This is a genomic window from Bartonella sp. P12B (genome assembly GCF_055796185.1).
Window position 1 is genome coordinate 276,747 of the sequence record NZ_JBTTDI010000001.1, and the last position, 25,129, is coordinate 301,875.

The following is a 25,129-nucleotide window of genomic DNA, read 5'->3' on the forward strand; positions in this document are numbered from 1 at the left end:
TTTAAGCAGAAGATTATAAGCACAATTGTGCCGATCATTGGGAAGTAATCTGCAATACTGTAAAATTACGTAGAAGAATAATCCATACAATAAGGCAAATTAGCATCAAAGAAAGAGTGGAAATTGGTTTCAAGATATTTGGGGACGCAATTTTGGTTTGTTTGCAAAAAAGAGTATGGCACAAAAAAGCATTCAATGGCAATTGATCGTAATGGCACTTTAATGAGCTGCAATAGATTATTACTCTATTAGCGAATTGGAATGTAATTTTTTTCAAGTTGAACTTATAATGCATGAAGCTTTATTCGTATCGATAGATTGTATAAAAAATATTTGATTAAAAAACATCTGTGTTGATGGCAAGCAGATGAAGCATAGAGTTTTTGAATGGTAAGTCGCTGTCTTTAAGATGGCAATAATTTGTGCTTTTCGAAGGTGCGTCTTTCATAGAATTCTTCATTAAGATGTGAATTGTTAAGATATCTATTTTTATAACGATTTAAAAAAATATCGTGCTTGATTTCGTTTTTCTGAAGGCTTTTTACCGTCAATTTCTTCTTTGTTATAAAAGCGTGAGAGTTATCAAAGATAACAAGGAGAAGAAAAATTTGTTTCAAAGGGTTGTAAAAAAAGACGCAACAACTTGTTGCGTCTTTAGTTGTTTGCGAGATCTTCATTAGAAAAGATTCCTATTTAGACTATCTTGGATTTAGAAAAAATTGGATCATAAAAGACCTCAGAGAGCCTTCTATCCTTGAAAAACAACACAACATCCACTGTCGTGTAAAGCACTATCTTTATCATTTCTAAATCGAGTTGACGACCAATCTCAGACCTTTTGATCAATGTGGCACATCGTTCGAATGTTTGCAAAGCATTGTTGGCGTGTGTTGTTGTAATTGACCCAGGATGCCCAGTATTCAAAGAGTTGAGATATTCCCATGCCTCGTTGCCACGAAGTTCTGCAAGGAAAATACGGTCAGGTGATTGACGCATACAGGCATCTAGGCACTCATCAGCTGAAACACGGCCTGCACCATTACCATAAAGCATATGGACATGGTTAGGGTGATTGGGAAGAAAAAGCTCATGAACATCCTCAATGGTGATAATACGCTCTTCTATAGGCACTTTTTCAATTAAGGAACGAGCAAATGTTGTTTTTCCCGATCCTGTTTTACCTGCAATGATGATGTTGCGTTTATGCAGTACGCATTTTTCTAAAAACTCAAGAATCTTTCTCTCACGTTTAAGATGCAAGAGTTGTACTTCAAACGGCTCTAACCGAGTAAAATCTTGCTTTGATAATAAATCATTTGCTGCTTTCTCTGAAGGTTTGTTGAAACTCACATCGGAAAAATCATTCAGTGCGCCTTCACTGTTGAGTTCCTCTAACGTTTTAACCGTGAGAGAATGTTTGCGAATCATAAAAGAGAGTGTCCCATCTATGACTGCGGGGCTTTGTACAATCGTACCACGCTGTCCTCCAGGTAACCGCACATAATTAATGCTTTTGGGAGCCATACCATTATAAACAATAATCGCTGTGATAAGCGTCTGCAAAAAAGCGACTGTTAATTCTGGTACGCTATGAACCTGCCAACCTGTAAAACTTTTTGTCCACACTTCACAAGGACGGCAGATCGATAATTCAGTAACTTTTGGATCTTCTAAGAAATGATCAAGTGGTTGTAAAAGTTGTGCAACTGCTTGATCTTTCTGTATTGGGTTAGCGTGTAACGAGGCTGTAGACATCACTGAAATCCAGATCACGAGCAACAAAAATATTCACTCTCTCACCTTGGTTTTTATAAAGTGTGGGGACAATGTTGATTGAATTTTGAAGGACATCAGTCACGACCGATTGAGCATTCTGCACACTTTGGACCCCACCTTGAGATTGTGTTTTTTCCTTTTCTTTATTTCCTTGAGTAATTTTTCCTTTTACCCATTCTCCTAAATCACCAATTATACTCACCATGATTGCACCACCGAACCGTTCCCAAAAATGTCTATCGACCCAACCACCGATACCAGCTTCACCAAGAGGGCCCGTGCCTGGTGAGTCGAGATTTACGATAACACCAGAGGGCGTTTCAATACGTGACCATTGTACGAAAACACGCGTTTGTCCCTGTTGTATACCGCTTTGGTAAAAACCAACAACTTTAGATCCGCGATCTAGTAAAACAACACGACCGCTCGTAGAATAAACATCACGCGTTAAATGACAAGTCGTCATTCCTGGTTGTGATGTGATGATTTTTGTTTCTAATGTACAGTCTATCTGAGTCCCCTGCGTAATCAAGAGATCACGGTTATGAAGTTGAACTGCATAGGATTGACCTAATCGTACAGGTTGTAGCTGATCGAATAATACACCACTATTTCCATCGTTTACAGATGCATTATTTTTTGAATTTTTTACAGAGCTTTCGCTACCGCCACCGTTATTAAGACCTGAACTGAACATACGTTTGCGTGCTAACTCTTCAGTGTCTTTGAGTAACTGTGGCGGGAGCGTTGTTTGAAGAAGTTTCGCCCAAGCAGGTGGAATTTCTTGTGTTGAATCCTCAGTTTCTGTTGGTTTTTCTACCTCTTCGACAATCTTGGGTTCTTCTATGACACGAGGAGTATAGCTAGGGATAATTTGTTGCACCGTTTGTTGTGGTTTTTCTTCCTCAACTTCGACTGCATTGCGCATTTTTAAAGCTTTCCAAGTCAAAGCAAGTGGCACTGCTACTACAGCAATGAGCCCTACCATTAACAATGCGCGCGCACCAGGAACTGTAGGACGGCGTTCTTTACCTAGTTCAGAGCTGCCATACGCGCCTTCAATGTATTTTTGTTGGGTGTCGTCCAGTTCTGTAGTCTTGTTGTTCTCATCCCCTTTCTTATTATCGAACATCATTTGTCTCCTTTATTGATGCGATGAACTGCTGAAGATACTGTTCCAGTTGTGTTTGGTATACCATTGGGATCATAGGCTTCATTAAAAACAGCTAAAGCACGTTTGCCAAGTCGTATGAGCCATTTAGGATTGACCTTGTGAACAGCGATAATATCATTGGAACTGCCTATAACTGTCCGTGGTATTAAACTTTCGTTGCCTTCGGCATCCACTACGTAAATTGATGGCATGTCCATATTGGCGGGAAATTTGAAATAGGTAATGCGTCCATTGTCCCAAGCGTTTATCGGAGCAATATCTTGATTGCCACTCATGGTGTAGCTCAGATTATAACCTGCCGCACCTTGATGAAAAGCACGTTCAATGGCAAGTCGTTGTTTGTGTTCCTCTAACCTTTGGGAACCTTCTCTAGGATAATGAAAAGCTAACTCATAAGTAGCTCCAGCACGGTCATTGCGGAATTGTAGTCGAAATTTGTAACTACGTTTATCGGTCACAACGATAAGATTTGTATTGGCAAGTTCCGCTTTAGGTTTAATAAAAATATGTCGCCCTTTATGTGCAAAGGCATAAGCCTCTGAATCACCAAAGGCGTGAGTAATATACTGCTCTCCTTCTTCAAGGATAATATGTGTCGCTACGCCGAGAACCGTTTCAATTTGAATCACATCAGCGGCATTATACATAACATAACGAATGCGATGATCATATTGTGAATTAGATGGAGTTTTGAGTGCCTGCACAGGTGCCGTATAAAAAGCGACAAGTGAGGATAGTAAGGTTATTAACACAATTTTTTTCATAATAATCAATTCCTTAATTATTCAACAATATTTCCGGATCAGCACGGTAACTTGTCACTTGGAAACCAAGTGGATTAAGCAATCGATCAGATGATTTCATTGGTGTACCAACATAGGTGTAACCAATTGTTGCAATTTGATGTTGTTTTGGTCCAACGGTACCAGTAGTGTCATGTTGTTGCGTTGTAAAACGCACTGTTGCTTGGCCACGTCCATTTGGCTGGATTGATCGTACTTTAACTGTAATGCGCCCTTTATTGGAAAGGACTTTGTCACGCCCATTTTCACCTTCGTAGATCTTATAAAATTCCTGTTGAACAGTTGCTGCGCTTAAAAGTGCTGTCGTGCTATAGTTTAGCTGAATGGTATCGTAGTCGTAAGTTTCACGGTTAAGCACATATTGATTAAGCCAATATCTGTCCACAACCTCACCATAACTCGTTTCATGTTCGCGCATCACAGAGATCACATCGACTGCACCAGTTGCGTTATCAACGCGTAACACTAAAGGTGTTGGAGCTGGTTGGGAAAAACCAACAACGCCACACATCATGCCAAACAATCCAAAAATACCAACGACACTGGCTACACGCCATGCTGTTCTGCGTGACCTTAAGAATTCGCTAATGAGTTCACGTTCCAAACCTCGGCTTTCTTCGTAATAACTGTTGAGCTGTTCTGCTTTTACTGGTTTAGCTTGTTTTTTTCTCATATTGCTCCTCGCTGAATTTCATCAGGGACTGTTTTGTTAATAGGTACGCGGTTCCATTGACTTGGTTGCTTTGGCTTAGGAGCCAATCCGCAAGCGGATAAAAGGCTTGCAATCAAAACTGTAAAAATGATTTGTTTCATTTGAACAATCCTCTTTTTTGACTGTAATATATAACTCTAACACTTTTTTATCATTATTTCAATTTTGATTATAAAATAAAGAGTCTATAGTTTTAGATAGTTTTTCTTTTGTTAATTTTGTTTTTCTTATAAAAATATTTTTCTGTGGAACAGATATTTTCTCTTTTGTGGCTGCTATGGGATTATTGTTTTCTGCTTGATGTATTTAATTTCCATAGATGTCCAAATGTAATACCTTTTGCCAAAGCATTAGCAATGCTTGATATTTTGAGTAACAGCACAATGGAGATAATGGACAAGATGAGTGCTCCACCAAGAGCATAACTCACATTCTGATTGCCATCAAATTTTAGCTCTTTCATGTAATTTACAAAGATACTCATCATTAGATTGGATATGGTAGTTAGGAATAGCAGGAGAATTGCATAGCTTAAGATTTGGGTTATCCATTGTTCAAAAAAGCGATAGGTTGGTTGCCAGAGCAAAGCAATGATAAAGATTGGTCCAAGTCCTAAAAGAAGGACAAGTGCGATTTGAGTCAGCAGAATGAATGTGCCGCTAATTGCCGTTAGAGAACTTGTTGCAACTAAGATGAGGATACCAAAGAGACCGTACAGTAGTCCACCAGCATCCAAGAAAGCAGCTTCTTCAAAAGCTTCACTTGCACGGTTAAAACCTTCGGTAGCTGCCATATCAAGTGCGGCGGTCATTTGGGGTATGGTTGATTGAGTTGTTGTTAGTGCAGATAATAAGCTATTAAATGTGTTCATTATCAAATCTGCAATTTCTGACTGATAAAGTCCCGAAGTTAATGCCATTGAAGTAATAATGCTTATCCGTAGGCAACGGTTTACGAAACCAGAGAGAGGCATATCGACTGCACCGCGAATAATAAGCCATCCATATACAATGAAAGCGATACTGAGACCGATTGAGACAACAGGCGTAATTGTAACGATCGCTTTTGATGAAATGTCTGTGATGTATGTATTTGTTATTGTATTAATTTGATTGTAAAGAGGTGTGAATATTCTAAAGTGCATGGTGTTTTTCTTTCATGAATTTTCACTTTTCCATTGTTTTGGAATATTAGTGTATGGTGTCGTTTTTCGCATTTACGTTATTCACAAAAAATATTTTTGAGACTTAAGGAGATTAATTTTTCTATATGTTCTTTAGTCGGTTGGGATTGCACTAAGCATTACACACTAACTTTTTATGATTAGAGAAAGTTTATGGTATGAGCTTGTTATAAAGAGCTTATTGTATTCCTGCAGCTTGTATATATCGTACTTTTATAGTTGGCATTTGTTTGTTGTTATGGCTTAAAATTTTTACATTGCGTTTATATTTTTGCTGGTCGATCAATTTTTGTTCTGCGTCACGTAAATGTGCAACCATTTGCAACTTTGTAGTCTCATTTTGGATCATGGCGAATATACTCTTGATGTGCAGTTGTAATTCAGCAATACTTTTTAGATCTTCTGTATCCCTGACTTTCATTAAATATTGTGCAATGTGCATAAAACGGTTTTCTACTTCATCAAAAACTTGCAAGCTCACGATTTTATCCAAAACAGCTGCATATTGACTGCGGTTTTCGATAAATTTACGTATTTCATAGACTGTATTTTGAAAACTCTCCTCTTCTTGTGTTTGAATGTCTTTAATCAATTTAGGAAATTGTTCTGAAATCTCTGATTGTTTATCTGTAACATAGATGTATTTTGGCTGTGTAAGTAGAAGATCATTGTCATCTTGTAAGTTGCTACTTTGTATTCGAATACCTGTTATAGAATTATGTATTTTTTTTATTTCTTGGTGTTGGGTCTCTGTTTCAATAATCTGTTTTTTCATAACATCGAGCAACTGATCTTCGAATGTTTTTTCACTCTCTTGTGCTCTTAATGTTGAGTTTAATATTCCAAAGAACACACTTATTGCTGTTACAATAATCAGTTTTCTCATGTTACTCTCCTTTAATTCCATATATTACAGGAATGCTAAAAGTTGTTTCGTCATTTTACATGACCTTAAGAATTCGCTAATGAGTTCACGTTCCAAACCTCGGCTTTCTTCGTAATAACTGTTGAGCTGTTCTGCTTTTACTGGTTTAGCTTGTTTTTTTCTCATATTGCTCCTCGCTGAATTTCATCAGGGACTGTTTTGTTAATAGGTACGCGGTTCCATTGACTTGGTTGCTTTGGCTTAGGAGCCAATCCGCAAGCGGATAAAAGGCTTGCAATCAAAACTGTAAAAATGATTTGTTTCATTTGAACAATCCTCTTTTTTGACTGTAATATATAACTCTAACACTTTTTTATCATTATTTCAATTTTGATTATAAAATAAAGAGTCTATAGTTTTAGATAGTTTTTCTTTTGTTAATTTTGTTTTTCTTATAAAAATATTTTTCTGTGGAACAGATATTTTCTCTTTTGTGGCTGCTATGGGATTATTGTTTTCTGCTTGATGTATTTAATTTCCATAGATGTCCAAATGTAATACCTTTTGCCAAAGCATTAGCAATGCTTGATATTTTGAGTAACAGCACAATGGAGATAATGGACAAGATGAGTGCTCCACCAAGAGCATAACTCACATTCTGATTGCCATCAAATTTTAGCTCTTTCATGTAATTTACAAAGATACTCATCATTAGATTGGATATGGTAGTTAGGAATAGCAGGAGAATTGCATAGCTTAAGATTTGGGTTATCCATTGTTCAAAAAAGCGATAGGTTGGTTGCCAGAGCAAAGCAATGATAAAGATTGGTCCAAGTCCTAAAAGAAGGACAAGTGCGATTTGAGTCAGCAGAATGAATGTGCCGCTAATTGCCGTTAGAGAACTTGTTGCAACTAAGATGAGGATACCAAAGAGACCGTACAGTAGTCCACCAGCATCCAAGAAAGCAGCTTCTTCAAAAGCTTCACTTGCACGGTTAAAACCTTCGGTAGCTGCCATATCAAGTGCGGCGGTCATTTGGGGTATGGTTGATTGAGTTGTTGTTAGTGCAGATAATAAGCTATTAAATGTGTTCATTATCAAATCTGCAATTTCTGACTGATAAAGTCCCGAAGTTAATGCCATTGAAGTAATAATGCTTATCCGTAGGCAACGGTTTACGAAACCAGAGAGAGGCATATCGACTGCACCGCGAATAATAAGCCATCCATATACAATGAAAGCGATACTGAGACCGATTGAGACAACAGGCGTAATTGTAACGATCGCTTTTGATGAAATGTCTGTGATGTATGTATTTGTTATTGTATTAATTTGATTGTAAAGAGGTGTGAATATTCTAAAGTGCATGGTGTTTTTCTTTCATGAATTTTCACTTTTCCATTGTTTTGGAATATTAGTGTATGGTGTCGTTTTTCGCATTTACGTTATTCACAAAAAATATTTTTGAGACTTAAGGAGATTAATTTTTCTATATGTTCTTTAGTCGGTTGGGATTGCACTAAGCATTACACACTAACTTTTTATGATTAGAGAAAGTTTATGGTATGAGCTTGTTATAAAGAGCTTATTGTATTCCTGCAGCTTGTATATATCGTACTTTTATAGTTGGCATTTGTTTGTTGTTATGGCTTAAAATTTTTACATTGCGTTTATATTTTTGCTGGTCGATCAATTTTTGTTCTGCGTCACGTAAATGTGCAACCATTTGCAACTTTGTAGTCTCATTTTGGATTACGGCGGCTGTACCTTCAACATATGTATTTAATTCGCTCATACCTTTTATATCATTCATCTGTTCCGCTGTAATTAAAGCTTTTTTAATGTACTTAAAACGGCTTTCTACTTCATCAAAAACTTGCAAGCTTACAGCTTTATCTACAATTGCTGCATATTGACTGCGGTTTTCGATAAGTGCACGTATTTCAGGAACTGAAAAAAAATCAAGATTTTGCTCTAATATTTGGTTCATTACACTTTCTTCCATTTTAGAAATATTTGGATTTATTGAAGAGTTTTTCTTATCAAACCTGCTTTTATTGTAGATGGAGTGTGGGTTGTAAAAATAAATAGTCTCCACATTTTTTGCTTGCGGAATATCAAATTTACGAGAACCTATTATAGACTGGTGTATTTGTTTATAGCCTTCAAGTTGTTCTTTCGTTATTTTAAGCTGTTCTTTTACTAGAGAAACAAGAGCTTGTTTTCGCTCTTGTTTTTTTCGTTCTTCGTATTCTTTCTCCAGTTGCCGATTCTCTTCTGCTTCTCGCATATCTTTTATAGAAATAGGGGGAACATTTTCCTCTCCAAAAGAATTTTCATCAGCCATCAAATGCGCGCTCTGCATTCCAAAAATTGTTGCTATTGCCACTAAAAGAATAGTTTTTTTCATATTATTTTCTCTTTTAATTATTTTATATATCCTAACAGATTCTTATTATAATTCTAATTTTGATTATAAATTTTATAATTTTTAATCGTTTGTATTTTTTATTTTGTTCATTGGAATATTTATTTGCAATGTCGATAATATCTTTAAGCCGTTGGGTTCTGATTATCTGACTGTTATTGAGAGAGTCGTTCCTACTCTATGTAATTTATTAAGTGTGCAAATGTAACATCTTTTGCCAATCAACATATTTACAGTATAGCTATTAACAATAGCACGATGAAAGCGTTGGAAATGGTAAAATCCGTTTTCTAAGCGTATAATTCGCGTTTTGCACATGTAGTTCATATTTTCCATTGACTATGTAGAGTGCGTGGCTCGCTAAAACGTTTAATTATAAGACTAAGTGTAATTACTAAAAGAAGTACAGTTAAATATGAAAAGAGAAAGCTGATAATATAAGCGAGTCATTATGAAGTTTTTATCGTATAAAATGTATGGTAGGCATTTTTTTATTTTTACTATTCAACATCCTCATGTTGCGTTTATATTTTTGATGTTCGATAAATTCCCGTTCAGTTTCACGTAAATGCGCGACCATCTGTAATTTTGCATTTTCATTTTGGATTATAGCGAGCATGCCTTTTATGTGTGCTTGCAATTCAGCAATGTCTTTCAGATCTTTTGTTTCATCAATTTTCTCTAATAATACTAAGATATGCTTTAAACGGGCATCTGTATTTTGAAAGGCTTTTAGACTTATATTTTTGTCTATAGCTGTTGCATATTGTCTACGTTCTTCTATAGATTTGCGTGCTTCATGGATGGAATCAGGAATTTTTTCCTCTTTTAGGATATCATTGAATGACTCGGATTTAGATGCGGAGATATTAGAATTTTTATCATATATTAATTGGGGATCTTTGAGAAAAAAACTGGTTTGATCTGTTTGTATGTTTTCCAGTTGTTTAGGGTTTATTCCTCGATTCCCTGTTATAGACTTATAGATATCCTCTGACTGTTTGAGTTCTTTTGTGTTTATTTTAATCAGTTCTTTTATTAGTTCAAGGAGTTCAATATAATGCTGTGGTGGAGAAGCCTTTGGTGGAGAAGGCTTTCTTGAAGGAAGTGCATCTTTTTTAGGAGACCATCCCCAATTAAAATCCCAACTAAAAGCTGGGGTTGAGCTTGGTATTTCAAAAATTGCAATAATTACTGCTATAATAAATAACTTTCTCATATTTTATCCTTTTATTTTTTTCATATTTAGGAAGTTCGGAAAGTACATTAGAATTTTATAAATTCGCTAATGAGTTCACGTTCCAAACCTCGGCTTTCTTCGTAATAACTGTTGAGCTGTTCTGTTTTTATTGGTTTCGCTTTTTGTCTCACATTGCTCCTCGTTGAATTTCATCAGGAACTATCTTGTTGATAGGTACGTGGTTTCATTGACTTGGTTGCTTTAGCTTTGGAACCAATCCGCAAGCGGATAAAAGGCTTACAATCAAAACTGTAAAAATAATTTGTTTCATTTGAACAATCCTTTTTTTAACTGTAATATATAATTTAACACTTTTTTATCATTATTTCAATTTTGATTATAAATGTATGCGATTGCTTTTTTGAAAAATTTTGTGAGCGCATTGGAGAGGATGGTATCCCTCTGTAACAAGTCTTTACTTTTTGTTATACGCGTAAAAGATACTTAATATAAAAAATGCTGTTATAAAGACTTATCGTATAAAATGTATGGTAGGCATTTTTTTATTTTTACTATTCAACATCTTCATGTTGCGTTTATGCTTTTGATGTTCGATAAATTCCCGTTCAGTTTCACGTAAATGCGCGACCATCTGTAATTTTGCATTTTCATTTTGGATTATAGCGAGCATGCCTTTTATGTGCGCTTGCAATTCAGCAATGTCTTTCAGATCTTTTGTTTCATCAATTTTCTCTAATAATACTGAGATATGCTTTAAACGGGCATCTGTATTTTGAAAGGCTTTTAGACTTATATTTTTGTCTATAGCTGTTGCATATTGTCTACGTCCTTCGATAGATTTGCGTGCTTCATGGATGGAATCAGGAATTTTTTCCTCTTTTAGGATATCATTGAATGACTCGGATTTAGATGCGGAGATATTAGAATTTTTATCATATATTAATTGGGGATCTTTGAGAAAAAAACTGGTTTGATCTGTTTGTATGTTTTCCAGTTGTTTAGGGTTTATTCCTCGATTCCCTGTTATAGACTTATAGATATCCTCTGACTGTTTGAGTTCTTTTGTGTTTATTTTAATCAGTTCTTTTATTAGTTCAAGGAGTTCAATATAATGCTGTGGTGGAGAAGGCTTTGGTGGAGATTTCTTTTGGGAAGATGATCCCCAAAATTTGGGCAATGATGTTGGAACTGATGCACCTAAATCTGCCGCTCCCGCCCCGAATCCCCAAAAAGCCATTGCTGAATTATTGCTGGACACAACTACTGCTGTCGCTATAGTTACTAAAATAATAGTTTTTTTCATGTTTCCCTCCTATCATTTTTTACATGTTGTAAAAAAATTGGTAACCATACTGCCGGATCATCGCCTACTTCAGCGATAATGCTTTCGGCTAACTCTGCGTTGTCAGGGGTACCTGATAACACCAAGAGTTCGTTACTAAAGTCACGCTCAATGGTTTTTCCATCGATTGTTACATGGAATTTGCCGAGATTTAGCTCTGCAAGTGCAGATTGGTCGCCCTGCTTAATAAGGAACTGCCGACTAAACTCACCAAGTCCTTTGATCAATTCAAATTCAGCATCTGTAAGTTTAAAGCCTTCTGTATAATCTTCATAATTTGCTTTGGGGTTTGCTAGAAAAATGTAAGTCGCACACTGTTGAATGAGCGTTTTGGCGATATTGCTTTCTAGGGCATCACCGGGCTCTTGTGTCGCGTACACAAAAATACCATTTTGTTTACGGATTGTTTTTTGTTTGTTTTTTGCTAAATCTTCAAAATATGGGTCTTGTAACGGTTTCCAAAACTCATCGAAGATATACATGAACCGCTGCCCACTAATCATTCCTTCCGTACGGTAAAGCAAATACATCATGACCGGAGTGCGAGTCTCTGGGTTATCTAAGAATTCGGTAATATCAAAGCCGTAAATTTGATGTGTTGAGAGATCAAGTGCATCATTGGGATTATCAAATAACCATCCATAATCACTACCCTCACACCATTTTATTAAACGAGCATGCACTGATGGGTGTGCGTTATAATCACTCAAATGTGGGTTTGGTAAGAATTGTATCAGAAAAGACAAGCGGCGTAGCGATTTGTCAATATTATCACTCATAATAGATGTGACAGCTTGGTTAATTTCCTCTTCGTCATGGTGTGTGACTTCACCACCAGCTTCTGCCAACTTCTTAACAAATTGTTTCAAAAATATCAGATTATCTTGTGTGGGGGGAAGCTGGAATGGGTTAAAACCGCTTGCTTTACCGGCTTTAAATGACAGATATCGCCCTCCCATTGCTCGAATGGCAATTTCCATACCGCGATCTTTATCAAAAACAACAGTTGTTGGCTTGAATTTTTGTGCTTGCGCTAACAAAAATCCGAGAAGCACAGTTTTACCGGAACCAGACTGTCCAATGAGAGCGGTATTTCCAAGTAACCGTTTGTCTGTTGAATCTTCTTCAAGTTTGGAGGCGTGAAAATTGAAATAAAGTGGTGTTTTGCTTGTTGTTTTAAGAATTGTAACCGCTGGTCCCCATGGGTTTCCAGTTGGTTTACCTGACATAAAATTATGAAAGGATGAAAATGACAGAAAGTTCAGCGATGTAATTGGTGCTGGACGTGGTCGCCATTTCCAATTTGCAGGAAGTTGTGCCCAATAACCAGCCTCTATGGCTAAATCTACGGGTTTGGGCAACACTGCAACGTCTAGCAGCGCTGCACTCGCTTTTGCCATATGGTCGCGAACTTGTTGAACTGTATTACCGTAGACGGTTAATGTACAGTGGTGCTCACCCATGACAAAATGTCCACTGACAAGTTGATTTAGTGCTTCGTCAATTTGTTCAATTTGACTCGTTGCCACATCGCGTGCATCGATAAGATTACGTTGATGCCGTTGTAGGTAATCTTTGGCAGCATGCCGTGAGAGCACAGAAAAGCTTTGGGTTAATACGAACTCGAAATCACTTTCCAGCAAAACATTCAGTTGGCCTGGTTTGGTCGTCGTATCGTATTCCTTAATTTCTAGCATGCCAAACCGACGCATGCCACTGGTTGTACGTAGTTCACCAAGAGCTCCCCATTTTGAAAAAAAAGGCCGATTAATAGACATATAGTCGGCAAATCGATCGTAGCATATTGGCATAGGACGATATTCACCATTAACAAGCATGCCAAGAAATTCGAGCGCAGAAGAGTAAGCATGCCCATTTTTTTCATAAGTACCAAGAAGTTCTGCTCCGTAACGTTTTAACGATTGACCTAAGGTGTTGTTGATGTCATTGAGAGCTTTGATACAGGATTCTTGCTGCATCTTTTTTTGATCAAGAGTTTCACGTTCATGCCGAGAAAAAAATGACATAACCTTATCAGCTATCGGTTGAAAAACGATGGTCAAATACAGATCATTGACCATTAAATTATAACCGGTAAAACTCTGCTGGTATTTCTCATCAAGCTGATAGCAAAACATTTGATCAAATGTTGAATTGGGATATTCATAAACGCGCCGACGTACGATATGAGTCCACAGCGATAAATTGGCTGATGCAATGCCGCGCAAGGTATTGTTTAATTCTTTTGTCCACTGAAAAATATCTTCTTCTGAAGCACTTTGGTGCGAACGCCCGTCAATCTTCCAGATCGACAAATACTCCCCATTTTTTGTAGAAATGATTGTGTCTGTAATGTGGTGTGAATAGGGTATGAACAGACTCACTGGCGTCTCTGATGCGAGGCGTTTGCTGCTTTCAACAGCCGTCATATTTATCTCCTTTTGCGGTAATTAGAGGGACTGTAACTTGAGGCGCCCCAAAAGTCTTTGTTACGGTTGCGAAACTTAGTATCAAGCCATAACCACCAGATACGAAACGCTTTATCATCATTTTTGGTAATTTGCACCATAATGAACCATAGCGGTGGTGCAATTACCCACAAAAAGATATTTACTGTCATGGCAACAGTAGCGACACCTATAACCATCACAATAAGTGGCATCATAGGCACCCCCCAAATTGTTGGAACACGGGTTGCACCTTTGAATAAAGGAAATGCTTCATGTTTTTGTGGTTTCACTGGTTGCTCCGGTTAGTTGATGTAAAACAATAGACTGCTAAGATAAAATGCTGCGCTTGCAATGATAATACTGAATGACCATCGTATGAACGTAGCTTTTGAGATGATGCGAAACAGATAAATAGGCAAAAGCAATAAAAGAAGAACAGCACCAACAATGGGAATCAACATACTTAACCCATATTGCATACCTATAAAAATATCTATAGACTTGCCTTTTGTTTGAGCATATGCAGATTGGATCGTTAAAAACATAATTGATATTATAAAAAGAGTGCGGATCCTTTTATTTTTTGCTTGAAGAATATTTATCTGTTTCATATTTCTACTCTCCTTATGACTGAAATCGCCATAAATAATATCCCCTTTGTAGTATAATAAAAATCATTACAAACACATGCACAGTCAATTAACATGATTAAAAAACACCCTGTGCCGTGCCAATTTTTATATTGGCTTCACTTACCTGTAAATAACAGGGTGGCAAGTTGGGTTGCTGAACCAGCAATGATGACACCAATTGCCCATCTTACAAATGTATCTTTTTCGATATAGCGTCCTGCATAGCCAATTGCTAAACATAAAAGGATAACAGCAGCGGCAATAGGAATAATTTTGTTAATGAGTTCGTCCCGCAGAGTTTCTAAAGCGGTTTTAGCATTTTTTAGATCTGCATATGCAGGATGAGCCATAAAAAATACAGTTACAGCTGCAGAGATTGCGATAATTGTCTTGCTATTTTTTGATCGGAAGTTATTGAAATGTTTCATATTTTACTCTTATTTTATACTTTACAATAGAGGTAATAGAATTATTAGCTTATTATAGCTAATGAGTAATTTTAGCACTTTAAAAGAATGTTTTGAATTTTTTTATTTTATATTAAATCCATTACGCGTTAAATAACATAGTGGCAATTTGGGTTGCTGAACCAGCAATAATGACCCCAACCGCCCACCGTACAAACGTATCCTTTTCGATGTAACGCCCTGCATAGCCAATTGCTAAACACAAAAGGATAACAGCAGCGGCGATAGGAATAATTTTTCCAGTGAGTTCTTTTTGCAGAGTTTCTAAAGCGGTTTTAGCTTTACCCAGAGTTTTATCAGCATACACAGGACTGCTTATAAAAAATACAGTTACAGCTGCAGCAATTGCGCTGCTTATATTACTTTTTGAATAGAAATTCTTGAATTGTTTCATATTTTACTCTTATCTTATATTCTAAATGTAAACGAGACTATCATTAATCTTTTATAATTTATGCACAATTTGTATTTAACATGTTCGTAATCGGCTTTAATTAACTGCTTTAAATAACATAGTGACAATTTCAGCTGCAGAACCAGCGATGACAACACCTATTGCCCATCTTACAAATGTATCCTTTTCGATATAACGTCCCGCATAGCCAATTGCCAAGCATAAAAGGATAACAGCTGCAGCAATAGGAATAATTTTGGTTAATTCTCCCTGAAATTTCTTTAAAGCCTCTTTTGCATTTTCTAAATTCTGTGCCTGAGCACACACAGGATTCATTATAAGAAAAGCGCTTATCATTATCGCAATTGAGATGGGTTTATTAACTGTTGCTTGAAATGTTGTTAATTGTTTCATATTGTTTATTCCTAATTTGGATTATGGATTCTACCAATAATAAACTTTTTCTTAGATGCTAAATAATATTTTATATCGATATGAAAAAAATAATTGAAATTTATAATTCATTCTCATTATACTTTTGTGAATAACATATTAGCAATCTGTAGTGCAGAACCAGCGATGACAACACCTATTGCCCATCGTACAAATGTATCCTTTTCAATATAACGTCCCGCATAACCAATAGCTAAACATAAAAGGATAACAGCAGCGGCTATAGGAATAATTACATCTAATTCTTTTTTGAGCGTATTTAGAGCTTTTTTTGCATTTTCTAAACCGCTTACTTGAGCATATACAGGGTGTGTTATAAAGAACGCACTTATCATTGTGGCAATTATATTAGTTTTATAGCTTATTTTTGTTCGAAGAATGTTTAACTGTTTCATATTATTTACCTTAATCCAGAGTGTTGCTGGCATCAAATAATCTTTTTGTTTTTTACTAAGTCAAATTTATATTGATATGGATAAAATTATTTAAATTTATACTACTGTTTGAATAAAAAGATATTGTATATCACATAACTTTATAATTCATTGTCATTATGCTGCTGCTTTAAACAATAAACCAACAATTTCAACAGCAGAACCAGCGATAACAACACCTATTGCCCATCGTACAAATGTATCTTTTTCGATATAACGTCCCGCATAGCCAATTGCTAAGCACAAAAGAATAATAGCAGCAGCAACAGGAATAATTTTGGTTAATTCTCCCTGAAATTTCTTTAAAGCCTCTTCTGTATTTTTCAAACCTGCTGCCTGGGCATACACAGGATGTGACATAAAAAATACAGTTATAGTTGCAGTGATTTTATTGTGAATCACTTTTGAAAGAATATTTGCTTGTTTCATGTTTTTTATCCTGATTAAGTTTAAAATTGCCATAAACAACCCCTCTTTCATGAAGAAATTTAAGGAGATATTTGGGATCAGCCCAAGTTCTTAATTTTCCCCTTTGTGTAAGAAGTGTGTACTTATTTGGTTTCCCAGTTATCGGATCATCTGCAACAAATGTGAAATACCATTCCCTTTCTGAGCGCATCACGATTGTAATTTCACGTGCGGCCTTTTGATTGAATGCTATATCAACACTGTTTTGCTCTATCATTTTCATTCTTTGTGCCCTCAATTAGAAAAGATTTTATATAATCTTTCTAATTTAGAGCTTTAATATCCCTTTATCTACCTCTCATTCCTATATCCTATCAAAATTGTAGTTTTAATTTATAAATAGAGTGAGCGTTATTCCTGTTGCTTTTCCAATGAGGGGATATCTTCTTTCGTAAAAGCATCACGCACACCACTTGCTTTGTGCGTGAATGCATCTGCTAATTCTTCCGAGGGGGAAAGAAGTGGATCTAAATTAATTTGTTGTTCTTGCTTCTTTCTATGAAGTTTTACAGGTTCTTGTGATTCTCCACTTGTAATTGCAGGAGCTTGATCTTCAGAATGAAAAGCAACTTTTTGTCTATAAGCGCTAGGAGAGCCACCTTTGAAACTTTTTAGGTTATAAAAATTTAACACGGTTTGCAATTTAGTTCGCTCAAAATTGTATCCTGATATTGTTTGTTCAGAACAATGATTTAAAGCAGATTGTACAACTTTAAAATTTTTGCACGGATCAAAAACATCAGAAAAAGAAATATCAAACCATTTCAAATTTTGAACATGAATTTGCTTCAAATATACGTCAAAATTATGTCTATTTTGTCTAAAACATTCTGTTGTTTCTTTAAATATGGGCATTTGATGTGATAGTTTATAATTATCACGCACATTTATTGCACAAAAATCATTTTTCGATTTTTGCATAACAACATTTTTAAATGTTGTGGGATGTACAGCGGAGGCGTATACAGCAGCCAACATTATGAAATTTGGAATAGTCATAAACAGTACACCCGCAAAGATCTTATTGATATAAATATAAATTCCGTGTGACTTTTTTAGCTGTTGCCACACTGGATTTGGAGAGATTTGCGAAGAGAAATTGTTCGGTCTAGAGTACCCCTTGTAATTATAGATGCTCCTTTTTCTAAGAATAGTTTTAAGACAGACCAATACCCGATCAATTATGTAAATTTGTGATACAAAAGCGAAGACATTACACCAGCGAATATTACAATCATTTTGTTTACAGAAAGAGAGCTTACTCTCAGGGAATAACCGTTTTTTGGAAGTTATTGATTCTTTTGTATCATCTTCTGATTGTTCAAATCTTTTTGAGAAGGATTGATACGAAGGAGAAAGCTGGTCTCTGTAAAAAATTTCCTTATTATTAGAAGGAACTGTATCATCGTTATGCGTAGAGGGCTTGTCCTTTGTTGCGTATTGCCATAGTTTATAAAGTGGCGATTTATGTTCACTTGTAACCGCTGGTTCATAAGAAGCAGAGAGGTGCGATCGAGTCTGTACATTCCACTTACCAATTTCAGTGCTCAAACTGAAAGACGATAGGGTTGTGATAGCTGAGACACAAATAAATGATTCTTCGTGGTTCAAAGCACATCTCCGTTAAGTGATATATTTATCGTAATTTAAATTTCGATAACAAATAGGCGAAAATCGTCTATAATTGTGGTAAAAATATGGCAAAGTGAAATTCTTTTTTTGCAAGGGGAGTAATAAAGGTGAATAATCTCAAAAATATGAATTTTGATGAACTGCAAGAAATGCGTGCTCAAATTGAGGTGGAGTTAAAAAAACGGCAAGCAAAAGAGAAGCAAAATGCACGGCGGAAAATTCTTGAAATTGCTAGTGCACATGGAATTAATATCGCTGATCTTGTCAATAAAGAACGTCATTATAGAAATCCCAATAACCAATGGGAATTATGGAATGGACGTGGGCGTAGGCCTAGGTGGATTAAAGAATGGTTGGAAAATGGTTATACGCTTGAAGAATTAGAAGTGACATAGAGTAAGATTTACGATGAAGGGATATGACTCAAGTATTGTCTTCTTTTAGTGATTTTATGGATAAAAATGCTGAAATGATATGTTGGAAAACAGTCTGCCAAATAAAACTACAGGAAATACAAAAGCTTTTATTCGAGAATAAAGTATATTCTTTTACATAGGTTCTTATGTTTTTGTGTAGAATAGTCGTTTGATACTTTTAGAATTTTTTGTCTTTCTTTTGTATGATTAGAGAGGTGAGGTGTCTATTTTAGCTTTTTCATGCTCGTTATTGTTTTCGTAGTTTAGATTAAAAGATTGCTTTGAAAATAAAGAAGTTGGGCAATTTCTTAACTTTTAGCTGTTCTCTTTTATTGTGTGAGAGGGGGAGGGTTGCATGCTTAGTTCATAAAAAAACAATCACGATAGAGTGTGGGTAATTTTGTTGTGCATCATAGATGGGTTTTTCTAAAGTCTTGTTCAAAAGAAGCAAAGGAATCATTTTGTTAAAAAAGCGTTGGTTTATGAAGGAAAAAATGAACAGAGTATGACTTGTGTTTAAAGTGGGAGACCGTGTAGGAGACGTGGGGCATTAGGGGTGAGTCCGGAAGCTTCTTGAATGAAATACTTTTTTATCTTTGGTGCTTGATTAATAATTCCAAGACCGGTATCACGAAGCATTCGTAAGAGAAGATTATCATTAGAAAAAAGTTTATTAAGCCAGTCATTACTTAAAGCCATACGTACAGTTTCAAAACGTCTCCAGCTTTGGTAACGTTCTAGAGCTGTAAGGGATCCGATATCAAGACCTAATCGTGCTGTTTCGATAATAACCTCGGCGAGTGCAGCGCTATCACGGAGTCCTAAATTGAGTCCTTGTCCTGCAAGGGGGTGAATTGTGTGGGCGGCATCACCAACAAGAGCAAAACGAGGCTTGATGCAGTGACGCGTTAAAGAAAGGCTCAAGGGAAAAGCTTGGCGTTCTCCATTCCAAGAGATTTTTCCAAATCGATGACCAATGCGTTTTTCGAGTTCTATTTCGAAAATAAGAGTATCAGCTGTGAGGTAATATTGCGCAGTTTTGTGGTGTTCATTCCATACAATGGCAGATCGGTTGCCTTTAAGAGGAAGCAGAGCGAAGGGGCCAGCAGGTAAGAAATGTTGCGTCGCTTGACCATGATGGGGTTTTTCGTGTTCAATTGTACAGATAATTGCTGTTTGTTTGTAGGGATGAGAAAAGTTTTTTAGACCTGCTTTTTGGCGTAATTTTGAGTGCGCTCCGTCGGCTGCAATGAGCAACTTTGTTTGCCAAATGTCTTCGTTGCTTAAAGTGACAGTTGACAGTTGATTTTCTTGATGAAAATCAACGACGCGCATGTTTGCTATGACAGTAATATTGAGATCTTTTACACGCTTTTTTAAAGCGTGGATAAGTTTTCTCTGTTCCACCATAGCAGCAAAGGGTTCGTTGGGGGTAATCTCTCCTTCAAAGGTTAAAAGCGTTGGTTTGACAGGATCATTTGCACATGCATCCGTGATGATCATTGAATGAATGGGTTGGGCGTAGGGTTGTATATGTTGCCAACATTGCAATTGTTTGAACATACGAATAGAAGCAGCAGAAAGAGCAATGGTTCGTATATTGGAAGTAGGAAGTTCTTCTTGAGAAGCAGCATCAACAATATTAATTTTTAAATTAGGCGCTGCTTGCTTGAGCGCTATTGCTAAGGTGAGACCAACAACGGCTCCCCCTGCAATAAGAATATCGCATTGTTTTATATTTTCATTGGATTTTGTCTTTTTCTTGGGGTTTACACTTTTATTGCAATTAGAATACACAACGCTTTGTTCCATTGTTGGTCGTTTTTTCACTTTTAAAGTGAACATTTTTAATTTACTTTTCTTCTTCTTTGTTTTTTTTCTAAAACATGAAGGTTTTATCCTCCTGCTGGTGTAGAGATAGATGATTTAGTTTTTTCTCCTGCTGATGGCTTATTTGGTTCAGTTCATAATCTTACAGAGTCGATGTTACCCTTGAATATTTCCTAAAACTCTACACTTCTACACGGGTTGATGCAAAAGAAAACTGAAATCAGATAAAAATAGCATGTTTTTTATGTGTAATGTGTCTTCTCTCACGTTCTTGAAGGAAAATCTTTTAAAGTATTACAGAGAAGAAGACTGCTATGATTATGATGGTTAAAACTGTGTTAATATTTTGCGGTCATAATTTTATAACTCTTTAATTGTGGAAGTTTTATCTTTGGAATTGATGGATGCAGCGAAGTTCTCCACCTTATGATTTATTAGAAGCGCAGAAATCTTATGGTTCGCGGCTCATTGAAATGTTTTTACGCCAGATTGGTGTTTTCATTGGGCTTGGGCTTTTGGCTTTCCTTATTTTTTGCGTTTTCGCTTTAGCAACGTGGAATGTTGCAGATCCCTCTTTGACACATGCAAGTACCAATAAAATTACAAATTTCATGGGGTGGACAGGGGCAATTTTTTCAGATTTTGTCATGCAGTTTTTTGGTTTGGCAAGTCTTGGTGTTCTTTTGCCGCCATTATTTTGGTCGTTTCTTTTGTTAGCACAAAAGGATATCCACAATTTGATTTTTCGCCTTTTTTTATGGGTGATATCAACGATTTGTTTTTTAATTGCTTTTGCTCTTATGACACCCGTTGCTGTCTTTACCTATTGGCCATTGCCAATGGGGTTGGGAGGCCTTTTGGGAGATAAAGTTTTAAGTGCTTTTTATGCAATTTTCCCTGTCTTTTTTTCTCCATTTCAGACAGTGCTCTTGGGGTTTGCTTTTATTCTTTTAGGCTTTTTAATGGCTGCTTTTGCCGGTAATGTCGTATGGCGACGCCGGACAGATAAAAGAAAAATAAAAAATGTCCAAAAAAACCAAGGAGTTGATCCTTTTCTGGATGTGTCAGAAGAGACAGAAGAACTTGCCGAAGAGAGGGGGCAGAACGGTTTTTTTGCTACAACTTTTGGAGCATTTTTACATCTTGTTTATTTTTTTCAAGCGCGTTTTTTTCGCCTTTTCTCCATCAAGAGTCGTTCTAGTCGCTCTAAAAGACAAGGAAAGTCCTTTGATCGAATTGAACCAGTTTTCTTGGACGAAAAAACAAAATGTCAGGAAAAACAAGAAAAGGTTCAGCCTCTTAGAAGCCGTGCTTTTAAGCCTTTAAAGACTTCTTCAAATGGTGGTTTTCTTCTTCCTCTTTTGGATTATCTTGCTGTTTCTCCTCCAGCAGCAAGGGATGCAAAACTTTCTCCTGCTGCTTTAAAGGCCAATTCTCATGAACTTGAAGGTGTTTTGTTAGATTTTGGCGTTAAGGGAAAAGTTATTGATGCGCGTCCCGGTCCGGTGGTAACTTTGTATGAATTTGAACCGGCAGCGGGTATTAAGTCTTCTCGTATTATAGGTTTGGCAGATGATATTGCACGCTCGATGCGTGCGATTTCAGCGCGCGTTGCTGTGGTTCCAGGGCGGAATGTGATTGGAATAGAATTGCCCAATGCAAAACGTGAGATGGTTTATTTACGGGATATTTTGCAAGCGCAAGAATTCGTGGACAGTAAAGCAAAATTAGGGCTTGCTTTAGGCAAAACAATTGGGGGGGAAACGGTGATTGCGGATTTAGCAAAAATGCCGCATCTTTTGGTCGCTGGTACAACAGGCTCAGGAAAGTCTGTTGCTATTAATACCATGATTTTGTCGCTGCTTTATCGGATGACCCCTGAACAATGTCGCCTCATTATGGTTGATCCAAAAATGCTTGAACTCTCAGTTTATGATGGTATTCCCCATTTGTTAACACCTGTGGTAACGGATCCTAAAAAAGCGGTCATTGCCCTGAAATGGGCCGTTCGTGAAATGGAAGAGCGCTACAGTAAAATGTCAAAATTGGGGGTTCGCAATGTTGATGGCTTTAATGCGCGTCTTAGAGAAGCAGAAGGTCAGGGTGAGACAATGACGCGCACAATTCAAGTTGGATTTGATCATGAGACTGGTGAGCCCCTTTATGAGACCGAAACACTTGATTTTACGCCTATGCCTTATATCGTTGTCATTATTGATGAAATGGCCGATTTGATGATGGTGGCTGGGAAAGACATTGAAGGTGCCGTTCAACGCCTTGCGCAAATGGCTCGTGCTGCTGGTATCCATGTGATTATGGCGACACAGCGCCCTTCGGTTGATGTGATTACGGGGACGATTAAAGCTAATTTTCCTACACGGATTTCTTTTTCTGTCAGTTCAAAAATTGATAGCCGGACAATTCTTGGTGAACAGGGGGCTGAACAATTGTTGGGGCAAGGAGATATGCTCTTCATGATGGGAGGAGGGCGTATCCAGCGTGTGCATGGGCCTTTTGTGGCTGATGATGAAGTAGAGCAGGTAGTGGCACATCTCAAAGCACAAGCGCTGCCTGACTATTTGGAAACTATTACAGAAGAGATTGCAGAAAATAATGCGGAAGTTTCCTTAACGTCTCCTGCAGCAGATGATCCCTATAGTCAAGCTGTTGCTATTGTTCTTCGTGATCGTAAGGCTTCAACCTCTTATATTCAACGTCGTTTAGGGATCGGATATAACCGTGCTGCTACATTGATTGAGCGGATGGAAGAAGAAGGGATCATTAGTGCAGCAAATCATACCGGTAAACGAGAGGTGTTGATACCTTCTGAAGAGGAACGCTTTTGAAATAAAAATCTTTTGATAGTCTCTGCAAATAATATCTTTATCTTTTAAAGAAGGATATTTATTGTTCATTTTCTACTTAATAAGATAATAAATATTCTTTGGGAGCATTTTTATGAAAACGCCTTTTTTAACACAAAGAAGAGTCTTTGGGTTTGTTGGAATTCTTTTTTTTGGGTGCTTAACTTTTTCTGCTTTTTCGCAATCCTCCAATAAAGTGGTAAAGGCGCAAACTATTGCTAATCGCTTTGCGGCAATTAAAACAATGACAGGCGATTTTATTCAGTTTAGTCCGAAGGGGAAAATGTCTCAGGGGACATTTTACTTAGAGCGTCCAGGGAAAATTCGTTTCATTTATAAAAAAATACCCTTACAGATTATTGCAGATGGTCAATTCGTAGGAATTAATAATCGCGCTCTGAATACTTGGAATTTTTCACAACTTTTTCAAACACCAATGAAATTTCTGTTAGATGATAAAATTGATGTGTCATCGGGGCGTTTGTTAGCATTCCGTGAAGATCCAGGGGCGGTGACAATTGTGCTGCGGGATAAAAGCATTGGGGCAGGGCAAATAAGAATGGTGTTTGATTCTAAAAGCACTGCTTTGCGTCAATGGACAATTGTTGATCAACAAAATTTGGAAACAACTGTTCAAATCATGAATGTACGAACGGGCGTTAGATTTGCTGATGGGATGTTTACACTTCCCTCGAAGAAATAATGTTGTGGTTCATCATCGGAATTGAAATAGATGTTCTTTCGTCTTGCTACTTGGAATATTAATTCTATCCGCTTGCGTCTTGCACAAGTTTTTCAATATTTGGATCTTTTTTCTGTGGATATTTTGTGTCTCCAGGAGACAAAATGTCCAGATGCTCTCTTTCCACGGGAGGCTTTTGAAGCAGCAGGTTATCAGCATATCGCTTTGAGTGGACAAAAATCTTATAACGGTGTAGCAATTCTTTCGCGCTTGCCTTTTAAGGCTGTTGAAAAACGTTTTTTTTGTCAAAAACAAGATTGTCGTTATATTTCAGTGATTGTTGAAGTGTATGGCAGGGACATACAAATTCACAATTTTTACGTTCCCGCGGGTGGTGATGTGCCGGACGTGGAAATGAATGAAAAATTCCGTCATAAACTTGACTTTTTAGAGGAAATGTCCTCGATCCGTGCTGATCAGAGAAAGGATTTTTCTTCTCTTTTGGTGGGTGATTTGAATATTGCACCTTTGGCAGAGGATGTTTGGTCTCATCAACAATTATTGAAGGTTGTAAGCCATACACCTCTTGAAACTGAGCGTTTAAAAGCTCTCTGTTGTCAAGGTGGCTGGGTTGATCTGATGCGTATGCATATACCTGTTCCTACCAAGCTTTATACATGGTGGAGCTATCGTGCACGCGATTGGGCGCTTGCTGATCGTGGACGGAGGCTTGATCATATTTGGTCTTCGCCAAATTTAGCACCTTTTGTTGTAGATTTGTCGATTTTTCGTCGTGCACGGGGGTGGAATCAACCTTCAGATCATGTTCCGGTACAAACTGTATTTGATTTTTCAAAGTAAATCTGGAATAAGAAGTAAATAAAGTCTTAATAATAATGATTCTGAAAAAATGCAGGGGTTT

At 36.9% G+C, this 25,129-nt stretch carries 27 protein-coding genes and 2 pseudogenes; 4 read left to right on the forward strand and 25 right to left on the reverse strand.

The window, feature by feature from the left end; translation table 11 throughout:
• Positions 1-693: 693 nt before the first annotated feature.
• The 24 genes and pseudogenes from virB11 to AC0QT1_RS01240 all read right to left on the reverse strand — a co-directional run bounded on the left by virB11 (position 694) and on the right by AC0QT1_RS01240 (position 17,782).
• The gene (gene virB11 / locus AC0QT1_RS01125) at positions 694-1,758 is read right to left on the reverse strand and encodes a P-type DNA transfer ATPase VirB11 (RefSeq protein ID WP_473201512.1); all 1,065 of its coding nucleotides are present in this window, start codon (positions 1,756-1,758) and stop codon (positions 694-696) included.
• Positions 1,730-2,908, reverse strand: coding sequence for a type IV secretion system protein VirB10 (gene virB10, locus AC0QT1_RS01130; RefSeq protein ID WP_473200012.1), 1,179 nt, complete (start codon positions 2,906-2,908; stop codon positions 1,730-1,732). Before virB10 ends, virB11 begins: the two co-directional genes overlap by 29 nt.
• On the reverse strand, positions 2,908-3,714 hold the full coding sequence (gene virB9, locus AC0QT1_RS01135) for a P-type conjugative transfer protein VirB9 (RefSeq protein ID WP_473199800.1): 807 nt from the start codon (positions 3,712-3,714) through the stop codon (positions 2,908-2,910). The genes virB10 and virB9 overlap by 1 nt, the downstream gene beginning before the upstream one ends.
• Positions 3,715-3,727: 13 nt before the next feature.
• Positions 3,728-4,426 (reverse strand): VirB8 family type IV secretion system protein, encoded by a 699-nt coding sequence (locus AC0QT1_RS01140; protein ID WP_473199799.1) that lies wholly within the window; start codon positions 4,424-4,426, stop codon positions 3,728-3,730.
• Positions 4,423-4,566, reverse strand: a complete 144-nt coding sequence (locus tag AC0QT1_RS01145; protein ID WP_241437739.1) for a TrwH protein — start codon at positions 4,564-4,566, stop codon at positions 4,423-4,425. Before AC0QT1_RS01145 ends, AC0QT1_RS01140 begins: the two co-directional genes overlap by 4 nt.
• Before the next feature lie 182 nt (positions 4,567-4,748).
• Entirely contained in the window at positions 4,749-5,609 is an 861-nt protein-coding gene (locus AC0QT1_RS01150) for a TrbL/VirB6 family protein (protein ID WP_473199797.1), read from the reverse strand.
• 217 nt (positions 5,610-5,826) lie between these two features.
• Positions 5,827-6,534 (reverse strand): TrbJ/VirB5 family protein, encoded by a 708-nt coding sequence (locus AC0QT1_RS01155; protein ID WP_473199798.1) that lies wholly within the window; start codon positions 6,532-6,534, stop codon positions 5,827-5,829.
• 60 nt (positions 6,535-6,594) lie between these two features.
• Positions 6,595-6,699: pseudogene (locus tag AC0QT1_RS01160) on the reverse strand (TrwG protein); the annotation flags it as partial.
• Positions 6,696-6,839, reverse strand: a complete 144-nt coding sequence (locus AC0QT1_RS01165; RefSeq protein WP_241437739.1) for a TrwH protein — start codon at positions 6,837-6,839, stop codon at positions 6,696-6,698. The gene AC0QT1_RS01165 and the pseudogene AC0QT1_RS01160, both read right to left, overlap by 4 nt.
• 182 nt (positions 6,840-7,021) lie before the next feature.
• Positions 7,022-7,882 carry a TrbL/VirB6 family protein gene (locus AC0QT1_RS01170; RefSeq protein WP_473199797.1) on the reverse strand — a complete coding sequence of 287 codons (861 nt, stop codon included), beginning with the start codon at positions 7,880-7,882 and terminating at the stop codon, positions 7,022-7,024.
• Between the two features lie 217 nt (positions 7,883-8,099).
• A complete protein-coding gene (locus tag AC0QT1_RS01175; RefSeq protein ID WP_473199796.1) occupies positions 8,100-8,924 on the reverse strand; it encodes a TrbJ/VirB5 family protein in 825 nt (274 codons plus the stop codon).
• Between the two features lie 478 nt (positions 8,925-9,402).
• On the reverse strand, positions 9,403-10,161 hold the full coding sequence (locus tag AC0QT1_RS01180; RefSeq protein WP_473201463.1) for a TrbJ/VirB5 family protein: 759 nt from the start codon (positions 10,159-10,161) through the stop codon (positions 9,403-9,405).
• A gap of 53 nt (positions 10,162-10,214) precedes the next feature.
• Positions 10,215-10,313, reverse strand: a pseudogene (locus AC0QT1_RS01185) (TrwG protein); the annotation flags it as partial.
• Positions 10,314-10,654: 341 nt separating this feature from the next.
• On the reverse strand, positions 10,655-11,446 hold the full coding sequence (locus AC0QT1_RS01190) for a TrbJ/VirB5 family protein (RefSeq protein ID WP_473201464.1): 792 nt from the start codon (positions 11,444-11,446) through the stop codon (positions 10,655-10,657).
• Positions 11,443-13,914 (reverse strand): VirB4 family type IV secretion/conjugal transfer ATPase, encoded by a 2,472-nt coding sequence (locus AC0QT1_RS01195; protein ID WP_473199793.1) that lies wholly within the window; start codon positions 13,912-13,914, stop codon positions 11,443-11,445. Before AC0QT1_RS01195 ends, AC0QT1_RS01190 begins: the two co-directional genes overlap by 4 nt.
• Positions 13,915-13,916: 2 nt before the next feature.
• Positions 13,917-14,225 (reverse strand): VirB3 family type IV secretion system protein, encoded by a 309-nt coding sequence (locus tag AC0QT1_RS01200; RefSeq protein WP_473199792.1) that lies wholly within the window; start codon positions 14,223-14,225, stop codon positions 13,917-13,919.
• A gap of 12 nt (positions 14,226-14,237) precedes the next feature.
• The gene (locus AC0QT1_RS01205) at positions 14,238-14,546 is read right to left on the reverse strand and encodes a conjugal transfer protein (RefSeq protein WP_473199791.1); all 309 of its coding nucleotides are present in this window, start codon (positions 14,544-14,546) and stop codon (positions 14,238-14,240) included.
• Positions 14,547-14,683: 137 nt separating this feature from the next.
• A complete protein-coding gene (gene trwL, locus AC0QT1_RS01210; RefSeq protein ID WP_473199790.1) occupies positions 14,684-14,995 on the reverse strand; it encodes a VirB2 family type IV secretion system major pilin TrwL in 312 nt (103 codons plus the stop codon).
• A 121-nt stretch (positions 14,996-15,116) separates the two neighbouring features.
• Positions 15,117-15,428, reverse strand: a complete 312-nt coding sequence (gene trwL, locus AC0QT1_RS01215) for a VirB2 family type IV secretion system major pilin TrwL (RefSeq protein WP_473201465.1) — start codon at positions 15,426-15,428, stop codon at positions 15,117-15,119.
• A gap of 96 nt (positions 15,429-15,524) precedes the next feature.
• On the reverse strand, positions 15,525-15,842 hold the full coding sequence (trwL, locus tag AC0QT1_RS01220) for a VirB2 family type IV secretion system major pilin TrwL (protein WP_473201466.1): 318 nt from the start codon (positions 15,840-15,842) through the stop codon (positions 15,525-15,527).
• Between the two features lie 116 nt (positions 15,843-15,958).
• Positions 15,959-16,276: a VirB2 family type IV secretion system major pilin TrwL gene (trwL, locus tag AC0QT1_RS01225; protein ID WP_473201467.1), complete on the reverse strand. Its 318-nt coding sequence runs from the start codon at positions 16,274-16,276 to the stop codon at positions 15,959-15,961.
• A gap of 156 nt (positions 16,277-16,432) precedes the next feature.
• Complete coding sequence (gene trwL / locus AC0QT1_RS01230) at positions 16,433-16,744, reverse strand: VirB2 family type IV secretion system major pilin TrwL (protein ID WP_473201468.1); 312 nt, start codon at positions 16,742-16,744, stop codon at positions 16,433-16,435.
• Positions 16,704-17,006, reverse strand: a complete 303-nt coding sequence (korA, locus tag AC0QT1_RS01235) for a KorA family transcriptional regulator (protein ID WP_473199785.1) — start codon at positions 17,004-17,006, stop codon at positions 16,704-16,706. Before korA ends, trwL (AC0QT1_RS01230) begins: the two co-directional genes overlap by 41 nt.
• 128 nt (positions 17,007-17,134) lie before the next feature.
• Positions 17,135-17,782, reverse strand: coding sequence for a lysozyme family protein (locus AC0QT1_RS01240; protein WP_473201469.1), 648 nt, complete (start codon positions 17,780-17,782; stop codon positions 17,135-17,137).
• Between the two features lie 740 nt (positions 17,783-18,522).
• On the opposite strand from AC0QT1_RS01240, the gene AC0QT1_RS01245 reads away from it, so the two are divergent.
• Positions 18,523-18,810, forward strand: coding sequence for an H-NS histone family protein (locus AC0QT1_RS01245; protein ID WP_473199783.1), 288 nt, complete (start codon positions 18,523-18,525; stop codon positions 18,808-18,810).
• 537 nt (positions 18,811-19,347) lie between these two features.
• On the opposite strand, the gene AC0QT1_RS01250 is transcribed toward AC0QT1_RS01245, so the two are convergent.
• Positions 19,348-20,643: a ubiquinone biosynthesis hydroxylase gene (locus AC0QT1_RS01250; RefSeq protein ID WP_473200011.1), complete on the reverse strand. Its 1,296-nt coding sequence runs from the start codon at positions 20,641-20,643 to the stop codon at positions 19,348-19,350.
• A gap of 422 nt (positions 20,644-21,065) precedes the next feature.
• Between AC0QT1_RS01250 and AC0QT1_RS01255 the strand changes: the two genes are divergently transcribed.
• The 3 genes from AC0QT1_RS01255 to AC0QT1_RS01265 all read left to right on the forward strand — a co-directional run bounded on the left by AC0QT1_RS01255 (position 21,066) and on the right by AC0QT1_RS01265 (position 25,068).
• Positions 21,066-23,507 carry an FtsK/SpoIIIE family DNA translocase gene (locus AC0QT1_RS01255; protein WP_473199782.1) on the forward strand — a complete coding sequence of 814 codons (2,442 nt, stop codon included), beginning with the start codon at positions 21,066-21,068 and terminating at the stop codon, positions 23,505-23,507.
• A 112-nt stretch (positions 23,508-23,619) separates the two neighbouring features.
• Positions 23,620-24,228: a LolA family protein gene (locus AC0QT1_RS01260; protein WP_473199781.1), complete on the forward strand. Its 609-nt coding sequence runs from the start codon at positions 23,620-23,622 to the stop codon at positions 24,226-24,228.
• 30 nt (positions 24,229-24,258) lie between these two features.
• Positions 24,259-25,068, forward strand: coding sequence for an exodeoxyribonuclease III (locus AC0QT1_RS01265; RefSeq protein ID WP_473199780.1), 810 nt, complete (start codon positions 24,259-24,261; stop codon positions 25,066-25,068).
• The last annotated feature ends 61 nt before the right edge of the window (positions 25,069-25,129 follow it).